We start from the raw sequence: 22,542 nt of genomic DNA, 5'->3' as shown, positions 1-22,542 counted from the left end.
CGGCTCAACCCTTCCTCGCGTGGTGCGCCTACTGCTCCTGGTGGACCGGGACCTACTGCTGCTGCTTGACCTTCAGGAAGAGGTCGACCAGTTCGTCGACGTTGGACAGGTTGGCCAGTTCGGTACGGGGCACCCGGATCTTGAGTTCCCGCATCGAGGCCGACACGATCTCGACGATGTCGAGGCTGCCGAGGCCGAACTCCTTCATCGACTTCGAGGTGTCGACGGGCTTGTCGTCGAGGCCCTCGGCGTTGAGTCGGATGTGCTTGGTCACCACGTCGACGACCTGCTGGCGTTCCATCTTCGTGCTCCTTCTCGGTGGTACTTCTCAGGTGAGGTAGGTCTCGGCGACGATGTCCGCGACCTCGGGTCGGCCGAAGCAGACCCGGTGCATGAGGTGCTCGCGGGACATCGCCTCGCGCAGCAGTTGCCGTCGGGGCTGGGCGAGACTCTCCTTGGTCAGCTCCAGCACGTGACGGGGTTTCTCGGCGATACGGCGGGCGTACTCCAGGGCGGTGTCGACGACCTCGGCGGCCGGGACGACCGCGTTGAACAGGCCGCGTCCGTCGAGTTCGGCACCCTTGTAGTAGCGGGCGGTCAGGGTCAGCTCGGCGGCGGTGGCCGCGCCGACGGCGGCCGGCAGCAGCGTGGTGGTGCCCATCGCCGGGGTGAAGCCCATCCGCGCGAAGTTCATGCTGTACCGCCGGTTGCGGGCGGCCACCACGAGGTCGCAGCAGAGCGCGAGCACCAGGCCGCCGCCGACCGCGTGCCCTTCGAGGGCGCCGACGATCGGCACCGGGAAGTCCAGCATGGGCCGGGACAACAGCAGGTCCTTGACGTGCAGGGTGCCGGAGAGCACCCGGTGCAGCGCGTCCATGGTGGCCCCGGCGCAGAACACCTCGGGCCGACCGCGCAGCAGCAGCACCTTGAGCTGCGGGTCCCGGGCGAGCTGTGCCAGGGCGGCCAGCAGCTCGTCGCAGAGCCGGTCGCTGAGCCGGTTGTCGTGCTCGGCGTCGTCGAGGGTCAGCTCGGCGATGCCGGGCTCCACCTCACGTACCCGAATGACCTGGAACATCCATCCGCCCTCGATAGCGTGCGAACCACGGTGGTGCGAAGCCCTCCCCGAACGCGGTGACCCCGGCCAGGACGTCCGGCCGGGCCAGCCAGCCGGTGAACAGGTCGAGGCCCGCCTCGATCTGTTCGTCGAGGTCGGCGGCGCTGCACCGGTCGTAGTAGCGCTTGGTCTCGGCCAGCGCCTGCGGCGCGGACCGGAAGATCCGTTGCAGCTGGGCCCGTAGGGCCGGCTCGACGCCGTCGGTGACCAGTTCGTCGACCAGGCCGTAGGTGTGCGCCTCGGCGGCCTCGATGCCCCGGGTGCTCAGCGTCATGGCCCGCAGCCGGGCCGGGCCGGTGCGCAGCAGCAGGAACGGCACGATGGTGGCGGGTACCAGGCCGACGATCGGCTCGGAGAGCATGAACCGGGCGTTCGGAGTGCCCAGCACCAGGTCGCAGGCTGCGAGGAGACCGAGGCCGCCGCCCATGGCCTCGCCGTTCGCGACGGCGATCACCGGTACGCGGGACCGCCGCAGCCGGGCCAGGCAGGCCGGCAGCCGGCGGAGCTGCTCGCGTTCCGGCAGTCTGCCGTGGACGAAGAACGCCTCCAGGTCGAGCCCCCGGCAGAAGGTGTCCCCCTCTGCGGTGAGCACCAGGGCCCGGCAGTCCGGGTCGGCGTCCACCGCGTCGAGTGCCTCCTCCAGCCCGTCGATCAGGTCGAAGTTGATGGCGTTGCCGTTGGCGGCGGCGACGAGCGTCACGAAGCAGACGCCGTCGGCGATCTCGGAGCGAACCGCGCGATCCATGGTCAGCTCCAGGTGTAGTGGCGCTGGTAGTCGCGGACGCCCTCGAGGACGAGCAGGCGCTGACCGTCGTAGCGCTGCGCGTACAGGTCGCCGACGTCCTGGGTCAGCGGCTCGTAGGTGGGCTCGTCGATGTTCGACTCGCACGCCTTCTCGATCTGCTCGTACTGCTCGACGCCGAGGCGGACCCGGGAGTCGAGGTGCGCGTCGACGTCGAGACCCCGGACGTACGCCTGCGCGTCGGTGCCGACCAGGCCGCTGTAGAACTCGGCCTGGCAGCCGGAGCCGTACGCGAAGACGGAGAACCGGTCCCCGGCGGCGTAGCCGCTTCCGGCGTGCAGCATGCCGAGCAGGCAGATGAAGGTGGACGCGCCGTACGCGCTGCCGATCCGGCGGGCGAAGTGGGTGCTGTCGGCGACCCGCTCCCGCCAGCTCGCCTCGATGGCTGCCTTGTCGAACACGCCGAGCCGGTTGAGCAGGGTCTTGTGCGCGATCCGGGTCATCCCGGGGAACGGGGCGTGGTAGATGTTCTTCCGAAAGTGCGTGTCGAAGTCGACCTCGCCGACCAGGTGCTCGTACCGCTCGTAGGTCTCCTCGAGCGCGTCGAGGTACGAGTAGAAGCTGGTCTGCCCGGTGATGATCTCGGTACGCGAGTTCGGGCGCAACGCGTCGGAGAGTTCGTTGGTCCAGTAGCCGGCCTTCGCCAGCTCCAGCTCAAACACGGTCGGCTCGGCGCTGACCAGCATGGCGACCGCGCTGCCGCCGGCCATCAGCTCGCCGAGGTCGTCGTCCTCGGTCTGCACGTGGTTGCGGGTCCGGCTCAGGTCGCTGTTGATGACCAGGGCCTTCCTGCCGGGTCGGACGTTCGAGGCGACCCAGGAGGCGGCGACGCGCAGCGCGGCGGTGCCGCCGTAGCACATGTGCTTGACCTCGAAGTTGCGGCTGTGCGCGGGGAGCCGTGAGTGCCGCTGCACCCAGGTGGAGATGGGCTTGCCGAAGTCCACGGCGGACTCGGTGGCGACCACCACCAGTTCGATCTGCTCACGGTCGGCGTCGGTGAGCAGCCGTTCGGTGGCGTTGACCGCGAGGGTCACCGGGTCCTCGTACGGCGGAATGATCGACCGGGCCTCGTAGGGCACCATCTGGCGGCGTTCCAGCTCGTCCAGGGAGCCGCCGCGCGCCGAGGCGAGGTCGGCGATCGTGAGGTACGCACGACCGCCGTACAGGTTCAGCTTCTCGATACCTACCCGCATGGGGGTGTTCTCCTCGTCTCGGGTCAGTTCAGGTACGTCTGGTCGAGCAGGGCGTCGCTGCCGGGCTGGTTGAAGCAGACCCGGTTCATCAGCGGCTCGCGGGCGATGGCGTCCTGGAGGAGGTGGCGCTTGGGCAGCGCCAACGTCTCCTTCAGCAGTTCCAGCACGTAGCGGGGCTTCTCGGCGATCTGCTCGGCGAGGTCGGTGGCGCGGGCCAGCACCTCGTCGGCGGGAACGACCGCGTTGAACAGTCGCCGGTCGGCCAGTTCGCGGCCCTTGTAGTACTTCCCGGTGAAGATCATCTCGGCGGCGACGTGGTGGCCGACCGCGGCGGGCAGCAGCACCGACAGGCCCATCGCCGGGGTGAAGCCCATGCTCGCGGAGTTGACCGCGTACCGGCGGTTCTCGGCGGCGACGGTCAGGTCGCAGCAGAGCGCCAGGGCCAGGCCGCCGCCGACGGCGTGCCCCTCGAGCGCGCCGATCACCGGTACCGGGAAGCTCAGCAGCCGGTCGGAGAGGGCGAGCAGGCGGCGCTCGTCGTATACGCCGCTGGCCATCTCCTTGAGCATCTGGAGGGTGCCCCCGGCGCACCAGATCTCCCTGGTGCCGGTGACCAGCAGCACCTTCACCGACTCGTCGCCGGCCAGCCTGTCCAGGGTTCCCATGAGCTGGTCGACCAGTTCGTAGCTGAGCCGGTTCTCCCGCTGCGGGTCGCAGATGGCGACCCGGACGATGCCCGGCCCGGTCGTGGTCACCTCGAGCACGTTCGGCACGGCGTTCACCTCTGGTCCTCCGTGGTCAGGCGGTGCGCCCGGATCTGCTCCGGGTCCAGCCAGCAGCGGCGCCGCTGGAAGGGGTAGGTGGGCAGGTCGACCGGCGGGTGCGCGGTGCCCTCGAAGGCGTCCCAGTCCAGGTCGACGCCGTGGGTGTGCAGGCTGGCCGCGCTGTCCAGCAGGGTCTGCCAGTTGCCGGTCTCCGGGTCCAGCGAGCGCAGCCACCGGCCGGTGCCCCGGGGCAGGCAGCGCTTGCCCATCTCGATCAGAGTGTCCTTCGGGCCCATCTCCAGGAAGGTGTCGTAGCCCTCGGCGGCCAGGGCCCGGGTGGCGTCCAGGAACCGGACCGGTTCGCGGAGCTGCTGCCGCCAGTACGCCGGGTCGTGGCAGACGCCCGAGCGGAGCATGGTCGCCCGGTAGGTGGACATGAAGGGGATCCGCGGTTCGCCGAACTCCTGCCCGGTGACGGCCTTCTCGAACTCGTCGAGGATCGGTTCCAGCAGCGGCGAGTGCGACGCGTACGACACCCGCAGCGGGCGGGTGAGGACGAACTCCTCCTCCAGCCGTTCCAGCACCGCCTGCACGGCCGTCTTCTCGCCGGAGATGACGGTGTGCTCGGGGCCGTTGACGGCGGCGACCGCCACCTGGCCGGCGTACCCGTCGAGCAGGGCGGTGACGTCCTCGGCGGAGGCCGAGCAGGCGGCCATCATGCCGGTCGGCGGCAGGGTCCGGGTGAGCCGGCCGCGTTCCACGATCAGCCGGACCCCGGTCTCCAGGCTGAACACCCCAGCGACCCAGGCGGCGGCGTACTCGCCGAGGCTGTGGCCCATCACCGCGTCGGGCCGGACCCCCCAGGAGCGCCACATCTCGGCCAGCGCGCACTGGATCGCGAAGAGCGTCGGCTGGGCGTACTCGGTCTCGTCGATCGGGTACCGGACGCCACCCTGCGCGGGGTACATGACGTCGCGCAGCCGCCACGGGTGGTGGACGTCGAACAGTTCGGCGCAGCGGTCGATGGTCCGGCGGAACACCGGATCGGTCCGGTACAGCTCGCGGCCCATGTCGACGTGCTGGCCGCCCTGGCCGGGGAAGACGAACGCCAGTCGGCGCCGGGTGCCGACGCCGACGCTGCCCCGGTGCAGCCCGTCGGGGGTGCCACCGGCCGCGAGCGCGGTCAGCGCGGCGCGGGCGGCGGCCAGGTCGGCCACCGGCACCGCCGCCCGGTGCGCGAAGTGGGTGCGCCGGGCGTTGGTGGTGTGGCACAGCCCGGCCAGCGTCGGGGTGGGCGGCGCGGCGAGCCGGTCGGCGTACCGGCGGGCCTGGTCGCGCAGCGCGGCCTCGTCACGGCCGGAGACGGTCAGCAGCCGCAGCGGCCGCTGGTCGACCGGGGCCGGGTCGGCCGGGGCCTCGCCGACCAGGGCCGGCACGTCACCGAGCACGATGTGGGCGTTGGTGCCGCCGAAGCCGAACGAGCTGACCCCGGCGATCCGCTGCCCGGCCGGGGACGGCCAGGCGGTGCGGGTGGTGGCCACCTTCAGCGGCAGCTCGCTCCACTCGACGTGCGGGTTCAGCTCGCGCAGGTGCAGGTGCGGGGGGATCTCGCCGTGGTGCAGGCCCAGCGCCACCTTGATCAGGCCGGTGATGCCGGCGGCGGCCTCCAGGTGCCCGGTGTTGGTCTTGACCGAGCCGAGGATCAGCGGGTGCTCCGGGTCGCGCCCCGGGCCCAGCGCGGCGGCCAGCGCGCGCACCTCGATCGGGTCGCCGAGGGTGGTGCCGGTGCCGTGCGCCTCGACGTAGTCGACGCGGTGCGGGGCGACCCGGGCGTCGGCGAGCGCGGCCCGCAGCACCGCCTCCTGGGCGACGCTGTTGGGGGCGGTGAGGCCGTTGCTGTGCCCGTCCTGGTTGACCGCCGAGCCCCGGATCACGGCCAGCACCCGGTCGCCGTCGGCGCGCGCGTCGGAGAGTCGCTTCAGGACGACCATGCCGGCGCCCTCGCCCCGCACGTAGCCGTTGGCGCTGGCGTCGAAGGTGCGGCTGCGCCCGTCCGGGGAGAGCATGCCGACCTGGGAGAACGCCGCCGTGGTCTCCGGCCAGAGCATCACGTTGACGCCGCCGGCCAGGGCGAGCCGGGCGGTGCCGGCGCGCAGGCTCTGGCAGGCCAGGTGCACCGCGACCAGCGAGGACGAACAGGCGGTGTCCACCGCCAGGCTGGCGCCGTGCAGGTCGAAGACGTAGGAGAGGCGGTTCGCGGCGATGCTGAACGCGGTGCCGGAAAGCCCCCGGATGGGCGCGCCGCCGAGCAGCAGCGAGTAGTCCCAGGTGCTGATGCCGACGTACACGTCGGTGTGCGTGCCGGCCAGTTTCGCCGGCACCTGCCCCGCGTGTTCGAGGGACTCCCAGGCGACCTCCAGCAGCAGCCGCTGCTGCGGGTCCATGCTGGCCGCCTCGCCGAGGGAGAGGCCGAAGAAGCCCGGGTCGAACCGGTCGACCTGGTCGAGGAAGCCGCCGTCGCGGCTGCTCATCGTGCCCGGGGTGGACTGCTCCGGGTCGTGGTAGGCGTCGACGTCCCAGCGGTCGGCGGGCACCTCGGAGACCAGGTCCACGCCGTCGCGCAGCCGGGCCCAGAACTCGTCGGGGCTGTTCGCGCCGCCGGGCAGCCGGCAGCCCACGCCGACGACGGCGATGGGTTCGGTGCGGGCGCGTTCGATCTCGTCCAGGCGGGCCTGGAGGGTCTCGATCGCGACCAGGGCGCGCTTGAGCGGGGACAACGTCGCGGCGGCTCCGGTGTCACTCATGGGTGGTCCTCACCTCCAGGGCGGAGAGTTTCGCGGCCAGCAGCGCCTCGACGTCGGCGTCGTCCAGCGCGGCGACCCGGGCGACCAGGTCGTCCGGCACGTCGGGGGTCGGCGGGGGGTCGGACGCCGGGGCCGGCGTCGCGGACTCGGGGAACAGTTCGCGGAGCAGGTAGTCGGTCAGCCGGGTCACCGTGGGGTGGTCGAAGGCGATGGTGCTGGGCAGGTGACGCCCGGCGAATCCGCCCAGCGCGTTGCGCAGCTCGACCGCCATCAGCGAGTCCAGGCCGAGTTCCCGCAGCGGCTGCTGCGGGTTGACCGGCTGCGCCGGGGGCAGGCCGAGGATGGTGACCGCGACGCACTGCACGTACTCCTGGAGGAGCTGACGGCGCTCGGCGGGGTGCGCGCCCTCGATCCGCTCGCGGGCCCCGCCGGTCGGAGCCCGGTCGGTCGGGTCCCGGTCGGTCAGGGCAGTGGCGGGCGGCTTTTCGACGGCGCGCAGCCGGGCCAGCAGCGCCGGCGGACGCTCGCCGTATCCGTGCAGGTGGGCCGACCAGTCCACGGCGAACACCCCGGCCTGGGTGGTCCGGGCGTCCAGCAGCCGGCCGAGGGCGTCGGTGGCCTCGTCCGCCGGCAGCGCCCGGAAGCCCTGCGCGGCGAGGCGCTGCCGCTGCCGGTCGTCCAGGCGGGCGGCCATGCCGCCGTCGGCCCACGGCCCCCAGCCGACGCTGGTCGCCGCGAGGCCCCGGGCCCGCCGGTGGTGGGCGAGCGTGTCGAGGAACGTGTTGGCGGTGACGTAGCTGCTCTGGCCGGCCGAGCCGAGCAGCGCGGCCACCGACGAGCAGAACACCAGGAAGTCCAGCGGCAGGTCCCGGGTGAGCTGGTGCAGGTTCCAGCCGCCGGCCACCTTGGGGGCGAGCACCCCGGCGAACCGCGACCAGGTCTGCTGGGCGAGCACCCCGTCGTCGAGCACCCCGGCGGCGTGCACGATCCCGCGCAGCGGCGGCAGGGTGGCGGCGATCTCGGCGAGCACACCGGCCAGGGCGTCCGGGTCGGCCACGTCGGCCTGCCGGATGTGGATCCGCGCGTCGGGGTGCAGGTCGCGCAGGGTCGCGGCGACCTCCGCCGAGGGCGCGCTGCGGCCGAGCAGCACCAGGTGGCGGGCGCCCTGCTCGACCAGCCAGCGGGCCACCGCCGGGCCGATCCCGCCGAGACCACCGGTGATCAGGTACGTCGCGTCGGGGCGTACCACGGGCGGGTGGTCGTGGGTCACCACGACCTTGCCGACGTGCCGTGCCTGGGCCATGTGGCGGAACGCGTCCACCGCCCGGTCGAGCGGGAAGGCCCGCAGCGGCAGCGGGGCCAGCCGGCCCGCGCCGAGCGCGTCGGTCAGCTCGCGCAGCGTCGCCCGGATCAGCTCCGGATCGGCGTCGGCCACCGCGCCCAGGTCGTACGGGTGGTACCCGACATCGGGCCGCACTCCGGCGACCCGGTCGGCGTCCCAGATGCCGCGCTTGCCGATCTCCAGGAAGGTGCCACCCTCGCGCAGCACGTCGAGGCTGCGCGGGATGAACTCGTCGGCCAGGGAGTTGAGCACGACGTCCACGCCCTGCCCGTCGGTACGGTCACGGATCGCGTCGGCGAAGTCGAGGGTGCGGGAGTGGAACACGTGCCGGACGCCCAGCTCGGTGAGGACCGGCCACTTGGCGGGGCTGGCGGTGGCGAACACCTCCGCCCCGGCGGCGTGGGCCAGCCGCACAGCGGCCAGTCCGACCCCGCCGGCCGCCGCGTGGACCAGCACCCGCTCGCCGGGCTTGAGCCGGGCCAGGTGGTGCAGTCCGTACGCGGCGGTGAGGTACGTGACCGGGACGGTGGCCGCCTCGGCGTAGTCCAGCCCGACGGGGATCGGCGCGACCCGGGCGGCGGACACCGTGACGTAGCTGGCGAAGCTCGCCGGGGCCAGCGCGAGGACCCGGTCCCCGACGGCGAGGGCGTCGACCCGCGCGCCGACGGCGACGACCTCGCCCGCGCACTCCAGGCCGAGCGGACCCGCCTCGCCGGGGTACATGCCGAGGGCGTTCAGCACGTCCCGGAAGTTGAGCCCGGTGGCCTGGACGCGGATCTCCACCTCGTCCGGTTCCGGCTGGCGGCGGGTGGCCGGTTCGAGGGTGAGGTTCTCCAGCACGCCGCGTTCGCGGATCCGCAGCCGCACCGGGCCGGTGTCCCCCGTTTCCGGCTCGGTCGGCACCAGCCGGGGCACGTGCACGACGCCGTCGCGGACCGCCGCCTCGTCCTCGCCGTCGGCGGCGAGCAGCAGGTCGGCCAGTTCCGGGGCCACCGGCCGGGGGTCGGTCGGGTCGAGGTCGACGCAGCCGCAGCGCAGGCCGGCCCATTCCCGGTTGACCGCGCGGGCCAGTCCCCAGGCGGGGGCCTGGGTGACCGCGACCGGGTCGCCGGGGAGGACCGCCCTGGCCCCCCGGGTGACCAGCCACAGGCGGGGCGCCGGTGGGTCGTCGGTGGCCAGGGTGGACACCAGGTCGAGCATCCGGCGGACGGTCCGCTCGTGGGCGGCCAGCACCTCGTCCAGGGCCGGCTCGACGGCCGCTGCGTCGAGGCCGCCGAGGTCGACCACGCCGCGCCAGGTCCGGCCGGGGTGCCGCAACGGCCCGGTCGGGTCGGCGTCCGGGGGCAGCAGTTCGACCCGCTCGCCCCGGGACCGCAGCAGGTCGGCGAGGGCGGTGCCGGTGCCGCCCTGGTCGGCCAGGAGCAGCCAGTCACCGGCGCCGGTGGTCGGGGTGGCCGGCTCCGCCGGCTCCCACGCGATCGCGTAGTGGACTCCCGGTGCGGTGGTGCCGTGCAGGGCGTGCCGGTCGGCGCGGCGCAGCAGCAGGCCCTCGACCCGGGCGGCCAGGACCCCGTCGGTGGTGCGCAGCTCGACGTCGGCGACGGCCGCCTCGGCGCTGCGGCTGCGCAGCCGCGCGTGGCTCCACACCTGCCGGCCGGGCGCGGTGACCGGGGCGAAGCGGTCCAGGCCGATCGGCAGCCAGGCGTCGGCCGGGTCGTCGGGGAACGCGGCCAGGGCCACCTGGAGGGCGGCGTCGAGCAGCGCGGGATGCCAGCGGTAGTCGTCGGCTGCCAGGCCGTCGGCGCGAGCGACCCGACCGAGGGCCTGGTCGGTGCCGCGCCACAGCTCACGGAGGCCGGTGAAGGCGGGGCCGTACGCGATGCCGGCCGACCGGAGCCGCCGGTGGAACGACGCGACGTCGACCGGCGTGAGTCCGTCGGGCAGGGTCGCCGGGTCGCACCGGTCGGCTTGGGGCGGGCTGTACTCGCCCACCCTGCCGGTCGCGTGCCGGTTCCACGGCTGGTCGTCGCCGCCGCTGGTCGGCTGGCTGAACACCTGCACGGTGCCGCCGGGGTGCGTGCAGGGGTCCCCTGTTACCGCTTCCTGCGTAGTAGGGGACCCCTGCAACCACCCCGCGGCGGGGGTCAGCACGACCTGCACCGACCGGGGCGCGTCGTCCGGCAGGACCAGCGGTTGGTGCAGCACCAGGTCGGTGACCTGGACCGGGGTGGTGCCGCCGTGAGCGGCCAGGGCCAGTTCGAGGTACGCGGTCATCGGCAGCAGCGCCGCGCCGTGGATCCGGTGGTCACCGAGGAAGCCGCCGGCGTCGAGGACGTTGTCGAAGGTCGGCACGGCGGTACGCATCCGCCGGCCGAGCAGCGGGTGCCCGCCCGGGGCCGGGGTCCGGTGGGCCGGGCGGGGCGTGCCGCGCAGCCAGTGCCGCTGGCGCTGCCACGGGTAGCCGGGCAGCGGCACGCACCGGCCGGGACTCGGGTGCAGACGCGCCCAGTCGACGGGGTGGTTGGCGCGGTAGAGCCCACCGAGCGCGGTCAGCAGCGTGGTGCGGCCGTCCGCGCCGGCCCGCATCGAGGCCAGCACCACACCGGGGCGGCCGTGCTGCTCGACCTGCTCGACGATCGGCCGGGCCAGGACCGGCTGCGGGCCGACCTCGAGCACGGTGCAGCCGGCTCCCGCCCCGTCGAGTTGGGCCAGCGCCGCCGCGAACCGGACCGGCTGCCGGATGTTGCGGGCCCAGTACGCCGGTCCGTAGTCCCCGTCGGCGGCGGGGAGCCCGGTCACCGTGGACACGATCGGCACGGCGGCGGGACGGGGCGTGACGCCGTGCAGCGCCTCGACCAGCGGATCCTGGAACGGGGCCATCTGCGGGCTGTGGAAGGCGTACTCGACCCGCAGCGGCCGGCTGGACACGCCCCGTTCGGCGAGCGCGGCCAGCACCTCGGCCAGCGCGTCGGCGTCGCCGGCCAGCACGGTCGAGGTGGGGCTGTTGACCGCCGCGACGGCCAGCCGGTCGCCGTACCGGGCCACGGCCTGCGCGGCCTCGTGCTCCGGCAGCGCCACGGTGGCCATCCGGCCGAGCCCGTGCGCCGGCTGCATCACCCGGCCCCGGTGGTACGCCACGCGTACCGCGTCGTCGAGGGTGAGCACCCCGGCGACGTGCGCGGCGGCGACCTCGCCGACGCTGTGGCCGATCACCGTCTCGGGTTCGACGCCCCACGAGCGCCAGAGCTCGGCCAGCGCCACCTGCACCGCGAAGAGCGCGGGTTGCGCGACCTCGGTGCGGTCCAGCCGGGACCGGCTCTCGTCGGCGAGGAGCTCGCCCACCAGCGACCAGCCGGCGAGGGCGTGGAACAGCTCGTCGCAGCGGCGCAGCGTCTCGGCGAAGACCGGCTCGGCCGCCATCAGGTCCCGGCCCATGCCGGCCCATTGCGCACCCTGGCCGCAGAAGACGAAGACCGGTCCGGCCGGGGTGTCCGGGACGGCCGCCTCCGCCGGGGCGGGGGCGTCGACGACGGCCGCCAGCCGGTCGGCCAGTTCGGCGTGACTGCGGCCGGAGACCGCCGCCCGGAACGGGTGGTGGCTGCGCCGGACAGCCGCCGTCCAGCAGAGGTCACGCAGCGGCACGTCGGTGTCGGCCAGCATCGACCGGTACGCGCCGGCCAGCGCACGCAGCGCCTGCGGACTGCGGGCCGACAGCGGCAGCAGCTCCACCCGGTCGGCCGGCCCGTCGGCGGGCACGGGAGTCTCCCCGGCGGACGCGGGGGTGTTCCTGGGGGGCACGGGGGTCTCCCCGGCGGGCGCCTCCGCCACGACCAGACAGCCGTTGGTGCCGGACCAGCCGAACGAGCTGACCGTGGCGGACCGGGGGTGCTCGCCCCGGGGCCAGGGGCGCAGCTCGGTCGGGATGACGAACCGGGTCCCGGCCAGCGAGGCGTTCGGGTTGAGGGTACGGAAGTGCAGGTGGGCCGGAACGGCCTCGTGCCGCAGCGACAGCACCACCTTGATCAGGCCGGCGATGCCGGCGGCGGCCTCCAGGTGGCCGATATTGGTCTTGACCGAACCGAGGGTGATCGGGCGGCTCTGCCCGGTCGCCGGGCCGAACACCTCGGTCAGCGCCTCGATCTCGATCGGGTCGCCGAGCGCGGTGCCGGTGCCGTGGGCCTCGACCGCACTGACCGCCGCCGGCTCGACGCCCGCGTTGGCCAGCGCCTGCGCGACGATCTGCCGCTGGGAGAGCCCGCTCGGGGCGGTCAGGCCGTTGGTCCGGCCGTCCTGGTTGACCGCCGACCCGCGGATCACCGCCAGGACCGGGTCGCCGTCGCGCCGCGCGTCGGAGAGCCGCTTGAGCACCACCGCGCCGCAGCCCTCGCCGCGCACGAAGCCGTCGGCGGCGGCGTCGAAGGTCTTGCAGCGGCCGTCGGCGGCCATCATCCGCATCTTGGTGGTGGCCATGGCGAAGTGCGGGCCGAGCGCCAGGTTCACCCCGCCGGCCAGCGCGGTCCGGCACTCGCCGCTGCGCAGGCTCTGCACGGCCAGGTGCACCGCGACCAGGGACGACGAGCAGGCGGTGTCCAGGGCGACGCTCGGCCCCCGCAGGTCGAACAGGTACGAGATCCGGCCGGCGACGACGCTGTGCGAGGTGCCGGTGCCGGTGTAGGTGTCGATCCGCTCCGGGTCGGCGAACTGGAGCCAGGTGTAGTCGTTGCTGTGGCTGTGCACACCGACGAAGACGCCGGTGGCGCTGCCGGCCAGCCGTTCGGTGGTCTGCCCGGCGCTCTCCAACGCCTCCCAGGCGACCTCCAGCATCAGCCGCTGCTGCGGGTCCATCTGGTCGGCCTCCCGGGGGGAGATGCCGAAGAAGGCCGCGTCGAAGCGGTCCACCTGGTCCAGGAATCCGCCCCAGCGGCTGCTGACCCGGCCCGGCGCGGTGGGATCCGGGTCGTAGAGCGTGTCGGCGTCCCACCGGTCGGCTGGTACCTCCGAGACCGCGTCGACCCCGTCGCGCAGCAGCGCCCAGAACGTCTCGGGGCTGTTCGCTCCGCCCGGGAAGCGGCAGGCCATGCCGACGACCGCGATCGGCTCGGTCCGGGCGCGCTCGCTGGCCTCGAGCTTGGCGCGCATGTCGCGCACCGCGGTCAACGCGCGGTGCAGCGTCGCCGCCGAGGAGTGTTCCGCTGAGGACATGTCGGTTCCTTGTCCGCCGTCAGGAATCGAGGTCGTTGAGTTCTTGCACGAGCAGCGCCTCCAGGTCGTCGACCGAGAGTTCGCCCAGGTCGCCGTCGATCGGGAGCCCACCCAGGTCGCCGTCGACCGAGAGTTCGCCCAGGTCGTCGTCCGGACCCGGCGCCGCCGGGCCGGGGTCGGCGCCGTCGGGGTCGTCCGGAACGGCCGCCGGGTCGAGCGGGATCGCCATCCGCTCGGCGAGGTAGGGCACCAGCACCTCGATCGTCGGGTAGTTCCAGAGCACCGTGGACGACAGCGGGATGCCGAGGCCCGCCTCCAGGCGGTTGCGCAACTCCAGCGACATCAGCGAGTCGAAGCCGAGGCTGCGGAGCGGGGTGTCGACGCCGATCCGGGCCGGAGCCAGGCGCAGCACGCGGGACGCCTCCTGGCGGACGTAGCCCTCCATCGCCGCCCGGCGACGGCGTCCCGGCTCGGCGGAAAGGAACTCGGCGCGGGCGCCGGCCGTCGTCGGCTGCCCGGCCGCGTCGGTGCCGAGGCGGGCGAGTTGGTTGCTCCGGGCGGCGGCCGGATAGGCGGCCACCCACTCGGCGGCGTCGAACGGCATCACGGCGACCTGGGCGGCATCCCGCCCGAGCAGCCCGTCGAGGACGGCGACGCCCTGGTCCGGGCTGATCGCGCGCAGGCCGCGCAGCGCCTGCTGCCCGCCCTGTTCCAGCCGGGCCGCCATGCCCACCGCCGACCAGGGTCCCCAGTTGACGCTCAGCGCCGGCAGGCCGGCGGCCCGACGGGCGTGGGCCAACGCGTCGAGGAAGGCGTTGCCGGCCGCGTAGCTGCCCTGGCCGGGTGAACCGAGCACGGAGGTCACCGAGGAGAACAGGACGAAGAAGTCCAACGCCTCGGTGCGGGTCTGGTCGTGCAGGTGCCACGCGGCGTCGATCTTGGGCCGGGCCACCCGCCGGTACCGTTCGGCGGTCTGCTGGAGCAGGATGCCGTCGTCGAGCACCCCGGCCGCGTGCACCACGCCGCGCAGCGGCGCCAGGTGCTCCCGGACGTGGTCGAGCACCCGGGCCACCTCGTCGGCGACGGTGAGGTCGGCGGCGAGGGAGACCACCTCCACCCCGGCCCGGGCCAGGTCGTCGAGGACCGGCCGGGCGGTGGCCGGCGCGCCCGTGCGGCCGACCAGGACGAGCTGGCGGGCACCGGAGTCGGCGAGCCAGCGGGCGACGCCGAGGCCGAGCCCGCCGAAGCCGCCGGTGACCAGGTAGCTGGCGTCGGAGCGGATCCGGGCGGCACCGGGGGCCGGGGTGACCGGGACGGTCTGCCGGTCGGTCACGGTCAGCACGATCTTGCCGATGTGGCCGGCCTGCTCCATCAGGTGGAACGCGTCGCGTACCTCGGCGACCGGGAACCGGTGGGTCGGCAGCGGACGCAGCTCTCCGGCGTCGACCCGGGCGACGATCCGGCGCAGCAGCGCGCCGAGCAGCGCGGTCCGCTCGGTGAACATCCGGTCCAGGTCGACCGCGAAGAAGGCCAGGTTGCGGCGGAACTCACCGAGTCCGATCGGCCGGTCCTGGTGGATGTCCCGCTTGCCGATCTCCACGAACCGCCCGTACGGGGCGAGGGCGGCGATGCCGTGCGTGATGAACGCACCGGCCAGGGAGTTCAGCACGACGTCCACGCCCTGCCCGCCGGTGGCGGCGCGCACCTGCTCGGCGAAGGCGATGCTCCGCGAGTCCAGCACGTGCGACACGCCCAGCGAGGTCAGGTAGGAGCGTTTCTCGGCGCTGCCGGCGGTGGCGAACACCTCGGCCCCGGCGGCCTGGACGAGCTGCACGGCGGCCAGGCCGACCCCACCCGCTGCGGCGTGCACCAGCACCCGCTCGCCCGGTTCGATCCGGGCCAGGTGTTCCAGGGCGTACGCGGCGGTGAGGAAGGCGATCGGGATGGTCGCGGCCGCCGTGAAGTCGAGACCGGCGGGCTTCGGCGCCACCAGCCGCGCGTCGGCCCGCACGTGGCTGCCGACGCACCGGCTGCCGACGGCCACCACGGCGTCGCCGACCCGCAGGTCGGTCACGTCCGGCCCGACCGCGACCACCACCCCGGCGCACTCGTCGCCCAGGGTGACCTCCGCGTCGTCCAGGCCGGGGTACGCGCCGAGCGTCTTCAGCACGTCCCGGAAGTTGAGGCCACTGGCCCGCACCTCGACGAGCACCTCGCCGGGGCCCGGCGGGGCCGGGGTGAACGGACGCAGGTGGAGCCCGTCGAGGGTGCCGGCCCGGTCGAGTTCGAGCCGGAACGGGCGGTCGCCGGCCGGCTCGGCGACGACGGGTGCCGCGCCGGGTGCCCCGGCGACCAGGCGGGAGACGAACACGTCACCGCCACGCAGGGCCAGGTCGGGTTCCTCGGCCGGGGCGAGCAGGGCGGTGAGCAGGGCGGTGTCCTCGTCGGGCAGGTCCGTGCCGAGGTCGATCCGGGTGCAGCGCAGGTCGGGGTGCTCGTGCGCGACGGTCCGGCCGAGCCCCCACAGCGGGGCCTGCAACGGCGCGGACACCCGGTCGCCCGGCGCCGCCGCCTGGCTGTCCCGGGTGACCAGCCAGAGTCGGGGCCGCCGCCCGGGCGGCAGGTCGTGCAGCGCCCGGACCAGGTGCAGCACGCTGTCGGCGACGACCTGGTGGGCGTGTTCCAGGGCGGCCGGGTCGGGTTTCGGGCCTCCGGCGTCCAGCGCCCAGCGGTGGATCACACCCCGGCAGGGCCGGTCCGCGTCGAAGGCGTCGGCGAGCAGGTCCCGGATCTGTTCGGGCCGGGTCGGGTCGAGTTCGTACCGGTCGGCGGCCAGCCGTCGGTAGGCCGGACCCGGCCGGACGACGACGCAGGTGCCGCCGCGCGCCGCCAGCGCGGCGTCGAGGGTGGTGTCCCGGTCGGCGAGCAACAGCCACCGGCCGGCCCAGTCGGCGTCGCCGGACGGGGTGACGAGGGGTTCCCAGCGGATCTCGTGGAGCAGGCCGGCGTCCGACGCGTCGCGTGCCAGGCGGCGCAGGCGCAGGCCGTCGACGACCAGCAGGACCCGGCCGTCGTCGGCGGAGCGGGCCACCAGGTCGACGGTGTGCGACCGCACGTCGCCGGCTGCGACGGGCCGCAGCCGGGCCCGGCAGGACAGCGTCGTTCCGGGGCGTTCCCGCAGGTCGAGGCGCTCGATCCGGACCGGCACCCAGGTGTCGTCGGCCGCGCCGGGCAGCACGGCGATCGCCACCTGGAGGCAGCTGTCCAGCAGCGCCGGGTGCACGCCGTACCCGTCGGACGGGTCCGCCGCGAGGTCGATCCGCGCGGACGCCTCGCCGTCGGCCCGCCACAGCTGCCGTACGCCCTGGAAGCGCGGGCCGTAGTTTAGGCCCCGGGCGCGCATCGCCGCGTAGTGGTCGTCCCCGGTCAGCTCCGGTCCGTCCGGCCGGGAGGTGTCCTCCGGATCGTGGTCGGCGACGACGGGTTCACCGGCGCGGACGCGGCCCCGGGCGTGCACCAGCCAGCCGCCCGGCTGCCCGTCCTCGTCGGGTTGCCGGCTGGCGCAGTGGAACGCGAACCCACCGGACGGGTCCCCGGTCAGGCTCACCTGGACGGTGGTGGGCCGTTCCCCGGACGGCGCGAGCGGTGCGACGACGTCCAGGTGCTCGACCACGCGGGCCGGCGTGCCGAGCAGCTCGCCGGCGGCGGCCAGGGCCATCTCGACGTACGCCGTGGCGGGGACGACGACCTGGCCGCGTACCCGGTGGTCGGTGAGGTACGGCAGCGCGTCGACGTCGATCTCGGTGGTCCAGAGGTGGGCGCCCCGGTCCAGTGACGACTCGACGTGCCCGCCGAGGAGCGGATGGCCGCCGGTGTGCCGGGCGTGGGCGGGTCCGGTGGCCGGCTCGTCGGCCCAGTACCGTTCCCGCTGCCAGGGGTAGTCGGGCAGGCGGACGACCGCGCCGGGGGTCGGGTGCAGCGCCGTCCAGTCGACCGGTACGCCCAGGCGGTACAGCTCACCGGCGGTGTCCAGCATGGCCAGCCGCTCCGGGTTGTCCCGGCGGGTGGAGGCGAGGACGACGCCGTCACCACCCCGCGCCCGGCAGCTCTGCTCGATTCCCGCCGCCAGTACGGGATGTGGGCTGATCTCCAGGAAGCAGGTCGACCCGTCGTCGAGCAACCGGTCCACCATCGGCGCGAACCGCACCGGCTCCCGCAGATTCTCCCACCAGTACCCGGCATCCAACTCCGTACCAGCAAGAACCTCCGCCCGCACCGTCGAATACAACGGCACCACCGCCACACGCGGCGACACCCCCACCAACCGCGCCACCAACTCGTCCCGCAACCCATCCACCTGCGGACTGTGCGACGCCACATCCACCTGCACCCGCCGCGCGAACACCCCCCGACCCGACAGCGACGCCACCACCGCGTCCACCGCCTCCGACGAACCCGCGACCACCGTCGTCACCGGCCCATTCAGAGCCGCCACCACCACCGCACCACCGAACGGAGCCACCACCGCCTCAACCTCGCCAGCCGGCAACTCCACCACCGCCATCGCCCCACGACCCGAAATCCGCCGCAACAAACCACTGCGCTCACAGATCACCCGAGCCGCATCCGACAACGACAACGCCCCAGCGACATACGCCGCCGCGACCTCCCCCATCGAATGCCCCACCACCGCCGCAGGCACCACACCCCACGACCGCCACAACGCCGCCAACCCCACCTCGACGGCAAACAACACCGGCTGCACCACATCGATCCCCTCAGGAACCGACTCCCCCTCCAACACCTCCACCAACGACCAGTCCACAAACTCCGAAAACGCCGCCGCACACTCCCGCAACACCCCACGGAACACCGGCTCACACCGCGCCAACTCCCGACCCATCCCCCACCACTGACCACCCTGACCCGGAAACACGAACACCACCCGGCGGGCCGGGCCGGCGGGTACCGGGTCCGACGGGCGACCGTCGGCGAGGTGGGCTTCGAGTTGGGCGAGGAGGTCCGCGTGGGAGGTGGCGGCGACGGCGAGCCGGACGCCGTGGTGGGTACGCCGCACTGCGGCGGTGTGGGCGAGGTCGCGCAGGTCGAGGTTGGGCTGGCGGCGGAGCAGGTCCACGGTGCGCCGGGTCAGGTCGGTCAGCGCGGCCGGCGTGTGCGCCGACAGCGGCAGCAGTACAACGTCCCCGGCGTCGTGCCCGGCTGCCGCGACCCCGGCGTCACCGGACACGTCGGACGCGGTGACCCGCTCGTCGGATGCCGTGGCCGGCTCCTCGGGCGCGGTCTGCGGGGTGGGCCGGGCCGGGTCGGTCGGCGCGGCGGTGTCCGGTGCGGACGGCAGCGGCACCGGCACGACGTCCTGCGGGTACAGGGCCGGCCAGTGGAGCGGCTGTCCGAGTTCGTGGAGCCGGGCCGCCGTGTCGAGCATCGCGGCGCGCTCGTCCTCGTCCCGGCGGGTCGACGCGAGCGTCACACCCCGGCCGGGGTAACGGGCCTGGCTCTGCTCGATGGCGGTGCCGAGGACCGGGTGGGGGCTGATCTCCAGGAAGCAGGTCGACCCGTCGTCGAGCAACCGGTCCACCATCGGCGCGAACCGCACCGGCTCCCGCAGATTCTCCCACCAGTACCCGGCATCCAACTCCGTACCAGCAAGAACCTCCGCCCGCACCGTCGAATACAACGGCACCACCGCCACACGCGGCGACACCCCCACCAACCGCGCCACCAACTCGTCCCGCAACCCATCCACCTGCGGACTGTGCGACGCCACATCCACCTGCACCCGCCGCGCGAACACCCCCCGACCCGACAGCGACGCCACCACCGCGTCCACCGCCTCCGACGAACCCGCGACCACCGTCGTCACCGGCCCATTCAGAGCCGCCACCACCACCGCACCACCGAACGGAGCCACCACCGCCTCAACCTCGCCAGCCGGCAACTCCACCACCGCCATCGCCCCACGACCCGAAATCCGCCGCAACAAACCACTGCGCTCACAGATCACCCGAGCCGCATCCGACAACGACAACGCCCCAGCGACATACGCCGCCGCGACCTCCCCCATCGAATGCCCCACCACCGCCGCAGGCACCACACCCCACGACCGCCACAACGCCGCCAACCCCACCTCGACGGCAAACAACACCGGCTGCACCACATCGATCCCCTCAGGAACCGACTCCCCCTCCAACACCTCCACCAACGACCAGTCCACAAACTCCGAAAACGCCGCCGCACACTCCCGCAACACCCCACGGAACACCGGCTCACACCGCGCCAACTCCCGACCCATCCCCCACCACTGACCACCCTGACCCGGAAACACGAACACCACCCGGGGAGGCGACGACGGCGTGGGAGCGGACGAGGGGACGGTGTCGAGCCACTGGTCGAGTCGGCTGACCAACTCGTCCCGGGTGCGGGCCGGCAGGGCGAGCCGGTACGGCTGGTCGGTGAGCCGACGGGCGGCGGTGTAGCAGAGGTCCGCCAGGGCGACCGGGCCGGTGGCGGCCTCCCGTACGGCACGGACGACCGCTCGCAGCGCGTCGGGATCCGGCGCGGACAGCGGGAGCAGGTGGACCGGTTGCGCGATCGCCCCCTCCAGCACCACATGGCAGTTCGTGCCGCCGAAGCCGAAGGCGCTGACGCCGGCGAGCGGCTTCTCCTCCGGGTGCGGCCAGGGTTCGACGGTGCCGGGAACCCGCAGCCGGAGCTGCTCGAAGCCGATGTGCGGGTTCGGCTGGGTGAAATGCAGGTTCGGCGGGATGGTCTGGTTTCGGATCGCGAGCGCGGTCTTGATCAGGCCCGCGATGCCGGCGGCGGCCTCCAGGTGACCGATGTTGGTCTTGACCGACCCGATCACCAGGGGCCGGTCGGCGGGGCGGTTCGCGCCGAGCACGGCGCCGATCGCGTTGGCCTCGATGGGATCACCGAGGAAGGTGCCGGTGCCGTGGGTCTCCACGTAGTGCACCCGTTCGGGTGCCACGCCCGCCCGCTGGTAGGCGGCCTGGAGCATGGCCACCTGCGCCTGCGGGCTGGGGGCGGTGAGCCCGTTGCTGAAACCGTCGTTGTTGACCGTCGAGCCACGGATCACGCAGTAGACCGGGTCGCCGTCGGCGAGTGCCCGGGACAGCGGTTTGAGCACGACGATGCCGGCGCCCTCGCCCCGGACGTAACCGTTGGCCCGCGCGTCGAAGGCCTTGGACCGGCCGTCCGGTGCCATCGCCCCGAACTTGGACATCGCCACCGTGCTGTCCGGGGCGATGGTCAGGTTGACGCCGCCGGCGAGCGCCATCGTCGACTCGCCGGAGCGCAGGCTCTGGCAGGCGAGGTGGACCGCGACCAGGGCGGACGAGCAGGCCGTGTTGACGGCGAGGCTCGGCCCCCGGAGTCCGAGCAGGTACGACACCCGGGCCGGGATCACGCTCAGGTCGTGGCCGGTCGCGGTGTGCGCGGTGACGTCCTCGGGGCGGCGGGTGGCGAGCCGGGCGTAGTCCTGCCACATCGCGCCGCAGAACACGCCGGTGGGGCTGTCCTTCAGCGTTCCGGGGACGATGCCGGCGTCCTCCAGGGCCTCCCATGCCAGCTCCAGGAACAGCCGCTGCTGCGGGTCCATCTGGATGACCTCGCGCGGGGCCAGACCGAAGAACCCGGCGTCGAAGCGGTCCACCTGGTCGAGGAAGCCGCCCCAACGGGTACTCGTCCGGCCCGGCGCGTCCGGCGCGGAACTGTAGAAACGGTCGACGTCCCACCGGTCGACCGGCACCTCGGTAATGGCGTCGAGACCCTCGGTCAGCAATTGCCAGTAGGCGTCGGTGTTCCGCGCCCCCGGAAAGCGGCACGCCATTCCGACGATCGCGATCGGTTCCGACTCGCCTACGACGGGGCGGGAATCCGTGACGGATGGTGCGCGATCCCCTTCGCTGAGGAACCGCACCAGCGAATCGAGGGTCGGATGATCCCAGACAAGTGTCGCCGGAAGCGGGCGCCCGAGAAACCGGGAAAGCCCGGCGATGAGCCCTGCGGCACGCAGGGACGTGAGACCGTACCGGTGGAAACGCTCGTACGCGTCCAGACCAGCGGCGTCCAGACCGAGCTGGACGGCCAGGTGCTGCCGAAGCCATTCCTCCACCGCCGAGGCGGTGGGCGAGTCGTGACGCGACGCTGCCTGATCGGGACGCTGCATGGACGTGTCCTCAACGGGAGAATGCTCCGTCGACCGGGCCCGGCCGGGCCTCGTCGTCGAGGTGGCTCGGGGCGACCGGTCGGGGAGGTGCCGACGCGGTGGTAAGTAGGCTCGGAACTCGGGTCAGCAGGTGCGGACGCCCACGGCCGCCGCGACGGTCCCGGGCACGGGCCGGGGACGCCGGCGCGCGGCCCGGTCCGACCCCCGTCGTGGCGACGGGCGGAGAACAGCTATGTCCGCCGATTCAAAGACGGCGGAATACGTCGTCGGCGTACCGATTCCGGCCCATGGCGCACGGTCGGACGTCGACCGCTCAGGAACCTCGTCCACAGCACACCCCAATTCCGGCCCCACCCCGACCGTCCTGTCCGAGCAGGTCGGAAATGGGCACGGACCACCACCGGCCCGGGGGCCGGAACAGCCATGAACAATTCCGCCACAGCATCGGCCCGGCGGCTTCTTTCACGCAACCCCAGTGGATCGCACCGGAATGCTAGCAGCGGCACTCCTTGCCGACGCAACCACTTTCGATACGTCGGTTTTGGGCACTCTTTGTCGATCACGGATACTAAGTGGCTGATCAGGTCCACAGTAGAATGACTTACCGCCTCATAATTTCGGCGAATATACATATCTCGATTAAACGGTGCCTACCGGCTCTGACCGGGGCACCGCCCACCACGGCATTGCGCACCCGCGCCGCCGGCCACCGCGCCGCCCGACCGCAGCCGCGCCCGCCTGTAACACCATTGTGGAGTAAGGGCTTCACCTGCGGTTTACTCGCTTGAACCGCCCCTTCCCGGCCGGGCGTCGCGGGCCCGGCGGGAGCCGACGGGCAGGCCACGACGCAGCCCCGGTGTCCACCATCCGACATCCACCCGTCCGGCTCCCCCGCACCGACCGACCCGCCCGGTCGGTCCTCATCGGACGGCCACCCGGCAGTCCACCGAACGGCTCCACCTCGCCGCCGCCGACGCGTCGTCGCCGGCGAGCCCTGCGCCACGCCACGGGCGCGCATACACAGGCGCCACACTCGTGAATTACCGGCCGATTCCGGCACAAGCGTCGGCAGGCGCCTCTTCCCGACCCGTCGCCCATACGCGGGGGCGTTCTTT

Annotated in this window: 8 protein-coding genes; all 8 read right to left on the bottom strand. The window is 73.5% G+C overall.

Annotated elements, in window-relative coordinates; all coding sequences use genetic code 11:
• Positions 1 to 52 precede the first annotated feature (52 nt).
• The 8 genes from ACIBJE_RS25245 to ACIBJE_RS25210 are packed head-to-tail and all read right to left on the bottom strand — an operon-like array spanning position 53 to position 21,427.
• Positions 53 to 301 (bottom strand): phosphopantetheine-binding protein, encoded by a 249-nt coding sequence (locus ACIBJE_RS25245; protein ID WP_145832868.1) that lies wholly within the window; start codon positions 299 to 301, stop codon positions 53 to 55.
• A gap of 27 nt (positions 302 to 328) precedes the next feature.
• Positions 329 to 1,075 (bottom strand): polyketide synthase, encoded by a 747-nt coding sequence (locus ACIBJE_RS25240; protein ID WP_396752401.1) that lies wholly within the window; start codon positions 1,073 to 1,075, stop codon positions 329 to 331.
• Entirely contained in the window at positions 1,050 to 1,859 is an 810-nt protein-coding gene (locus ACIBJE_RS25235) for an enoyl-CoA hydratase/isomerase family protein (RefSeq protein ID WP_396752399.1), read from the bottom strand. The genes ACIBJE_RS25240 and ACIBJE_RS25235 overlap by 26 nt, the downstream gene beginning before the upstream one ends.
• Positions 1,860 to 1,861: 2 nt before the next feature.
• Positions 1,862 to 3,109 carry a hydroxymethylglutaryl-CoA synthase family protein gene (locus ACIBJE_RS25230; RefSeq protein WP_396752397.1) on the bottom strand — a complete coding sequence of 416 codons (1,248 nt, stop codon included), beginning with the start codon at positions 3,107 to 3,109 and terminating at the stop codon, positions 1,862 to 1,864.
• Between the two features lie 23 nt (positions 3,110 to 3,132).
• Positions 3,133 to 3,882 carry a polyketide synthase gene (locus ACIBJE_RS25225; RefSeq protein WP_396752395.1) on the bottom strand — a complete coding sequence of 250 codons (750 nt, stop codon included), beginning with the start codon at positions 3,880 to 3,882 and terminating at the stop codon, positions 3,133 to 3,135.
• Between the two features lie 5 nt (positions 3,883 to 3,887).
• Entirely contained in the window at positions 3,888 to 6,677 is a 2,790-nt protein-coding gene (locus ACIBJE_RS25220) for a type I polyketide synthase (protein ID WP_396752393.1), read from the bottom strand.
• Entirely contained in the window at positions 6,670 to 13,221 is a 6,552-nt protein-coding gene (locus ACIBJE_RS25215) for an SDR family NAD(P)-dependent oxidoreductase (protein ID WP_396752391.1), read from the bottom strand. The genes ACIBJE_RS25220 and ACIBJE_RS25215 overlap by 8 nt, the downstream gene beginning before the upstream one ends.
• 19 nt (positions 13,222 to 13,240) lie before the next feature.
• Complete coding sequence (locus ACIBJE_RS25210; protein WP_396752389.1) at positions 13,241 to 21,427, bottom strand: SDR family NAD(P)-dependent oxidoreductase; 8,187 nt, start codon at positions 21,425 to 21,427, stop codon at positions 13,241 to 13,243.
• Positions 21,428 to 22,542 lie beyond the last annotated feature (1,115 nt).

The sequence above is a fragment of the Micromonospora sp. NPDC050187 genome (genome assembly GCF_044459745.1).
Taxonomy (GTDB): Bacteria; Actinomycetota; Actinomycetes; order Mycobacteriales; family Micromonosporaceae; genus Micromonospora.
This window is presented reverse-complemented; position numbering and strand designations above follow the sequence as displayed.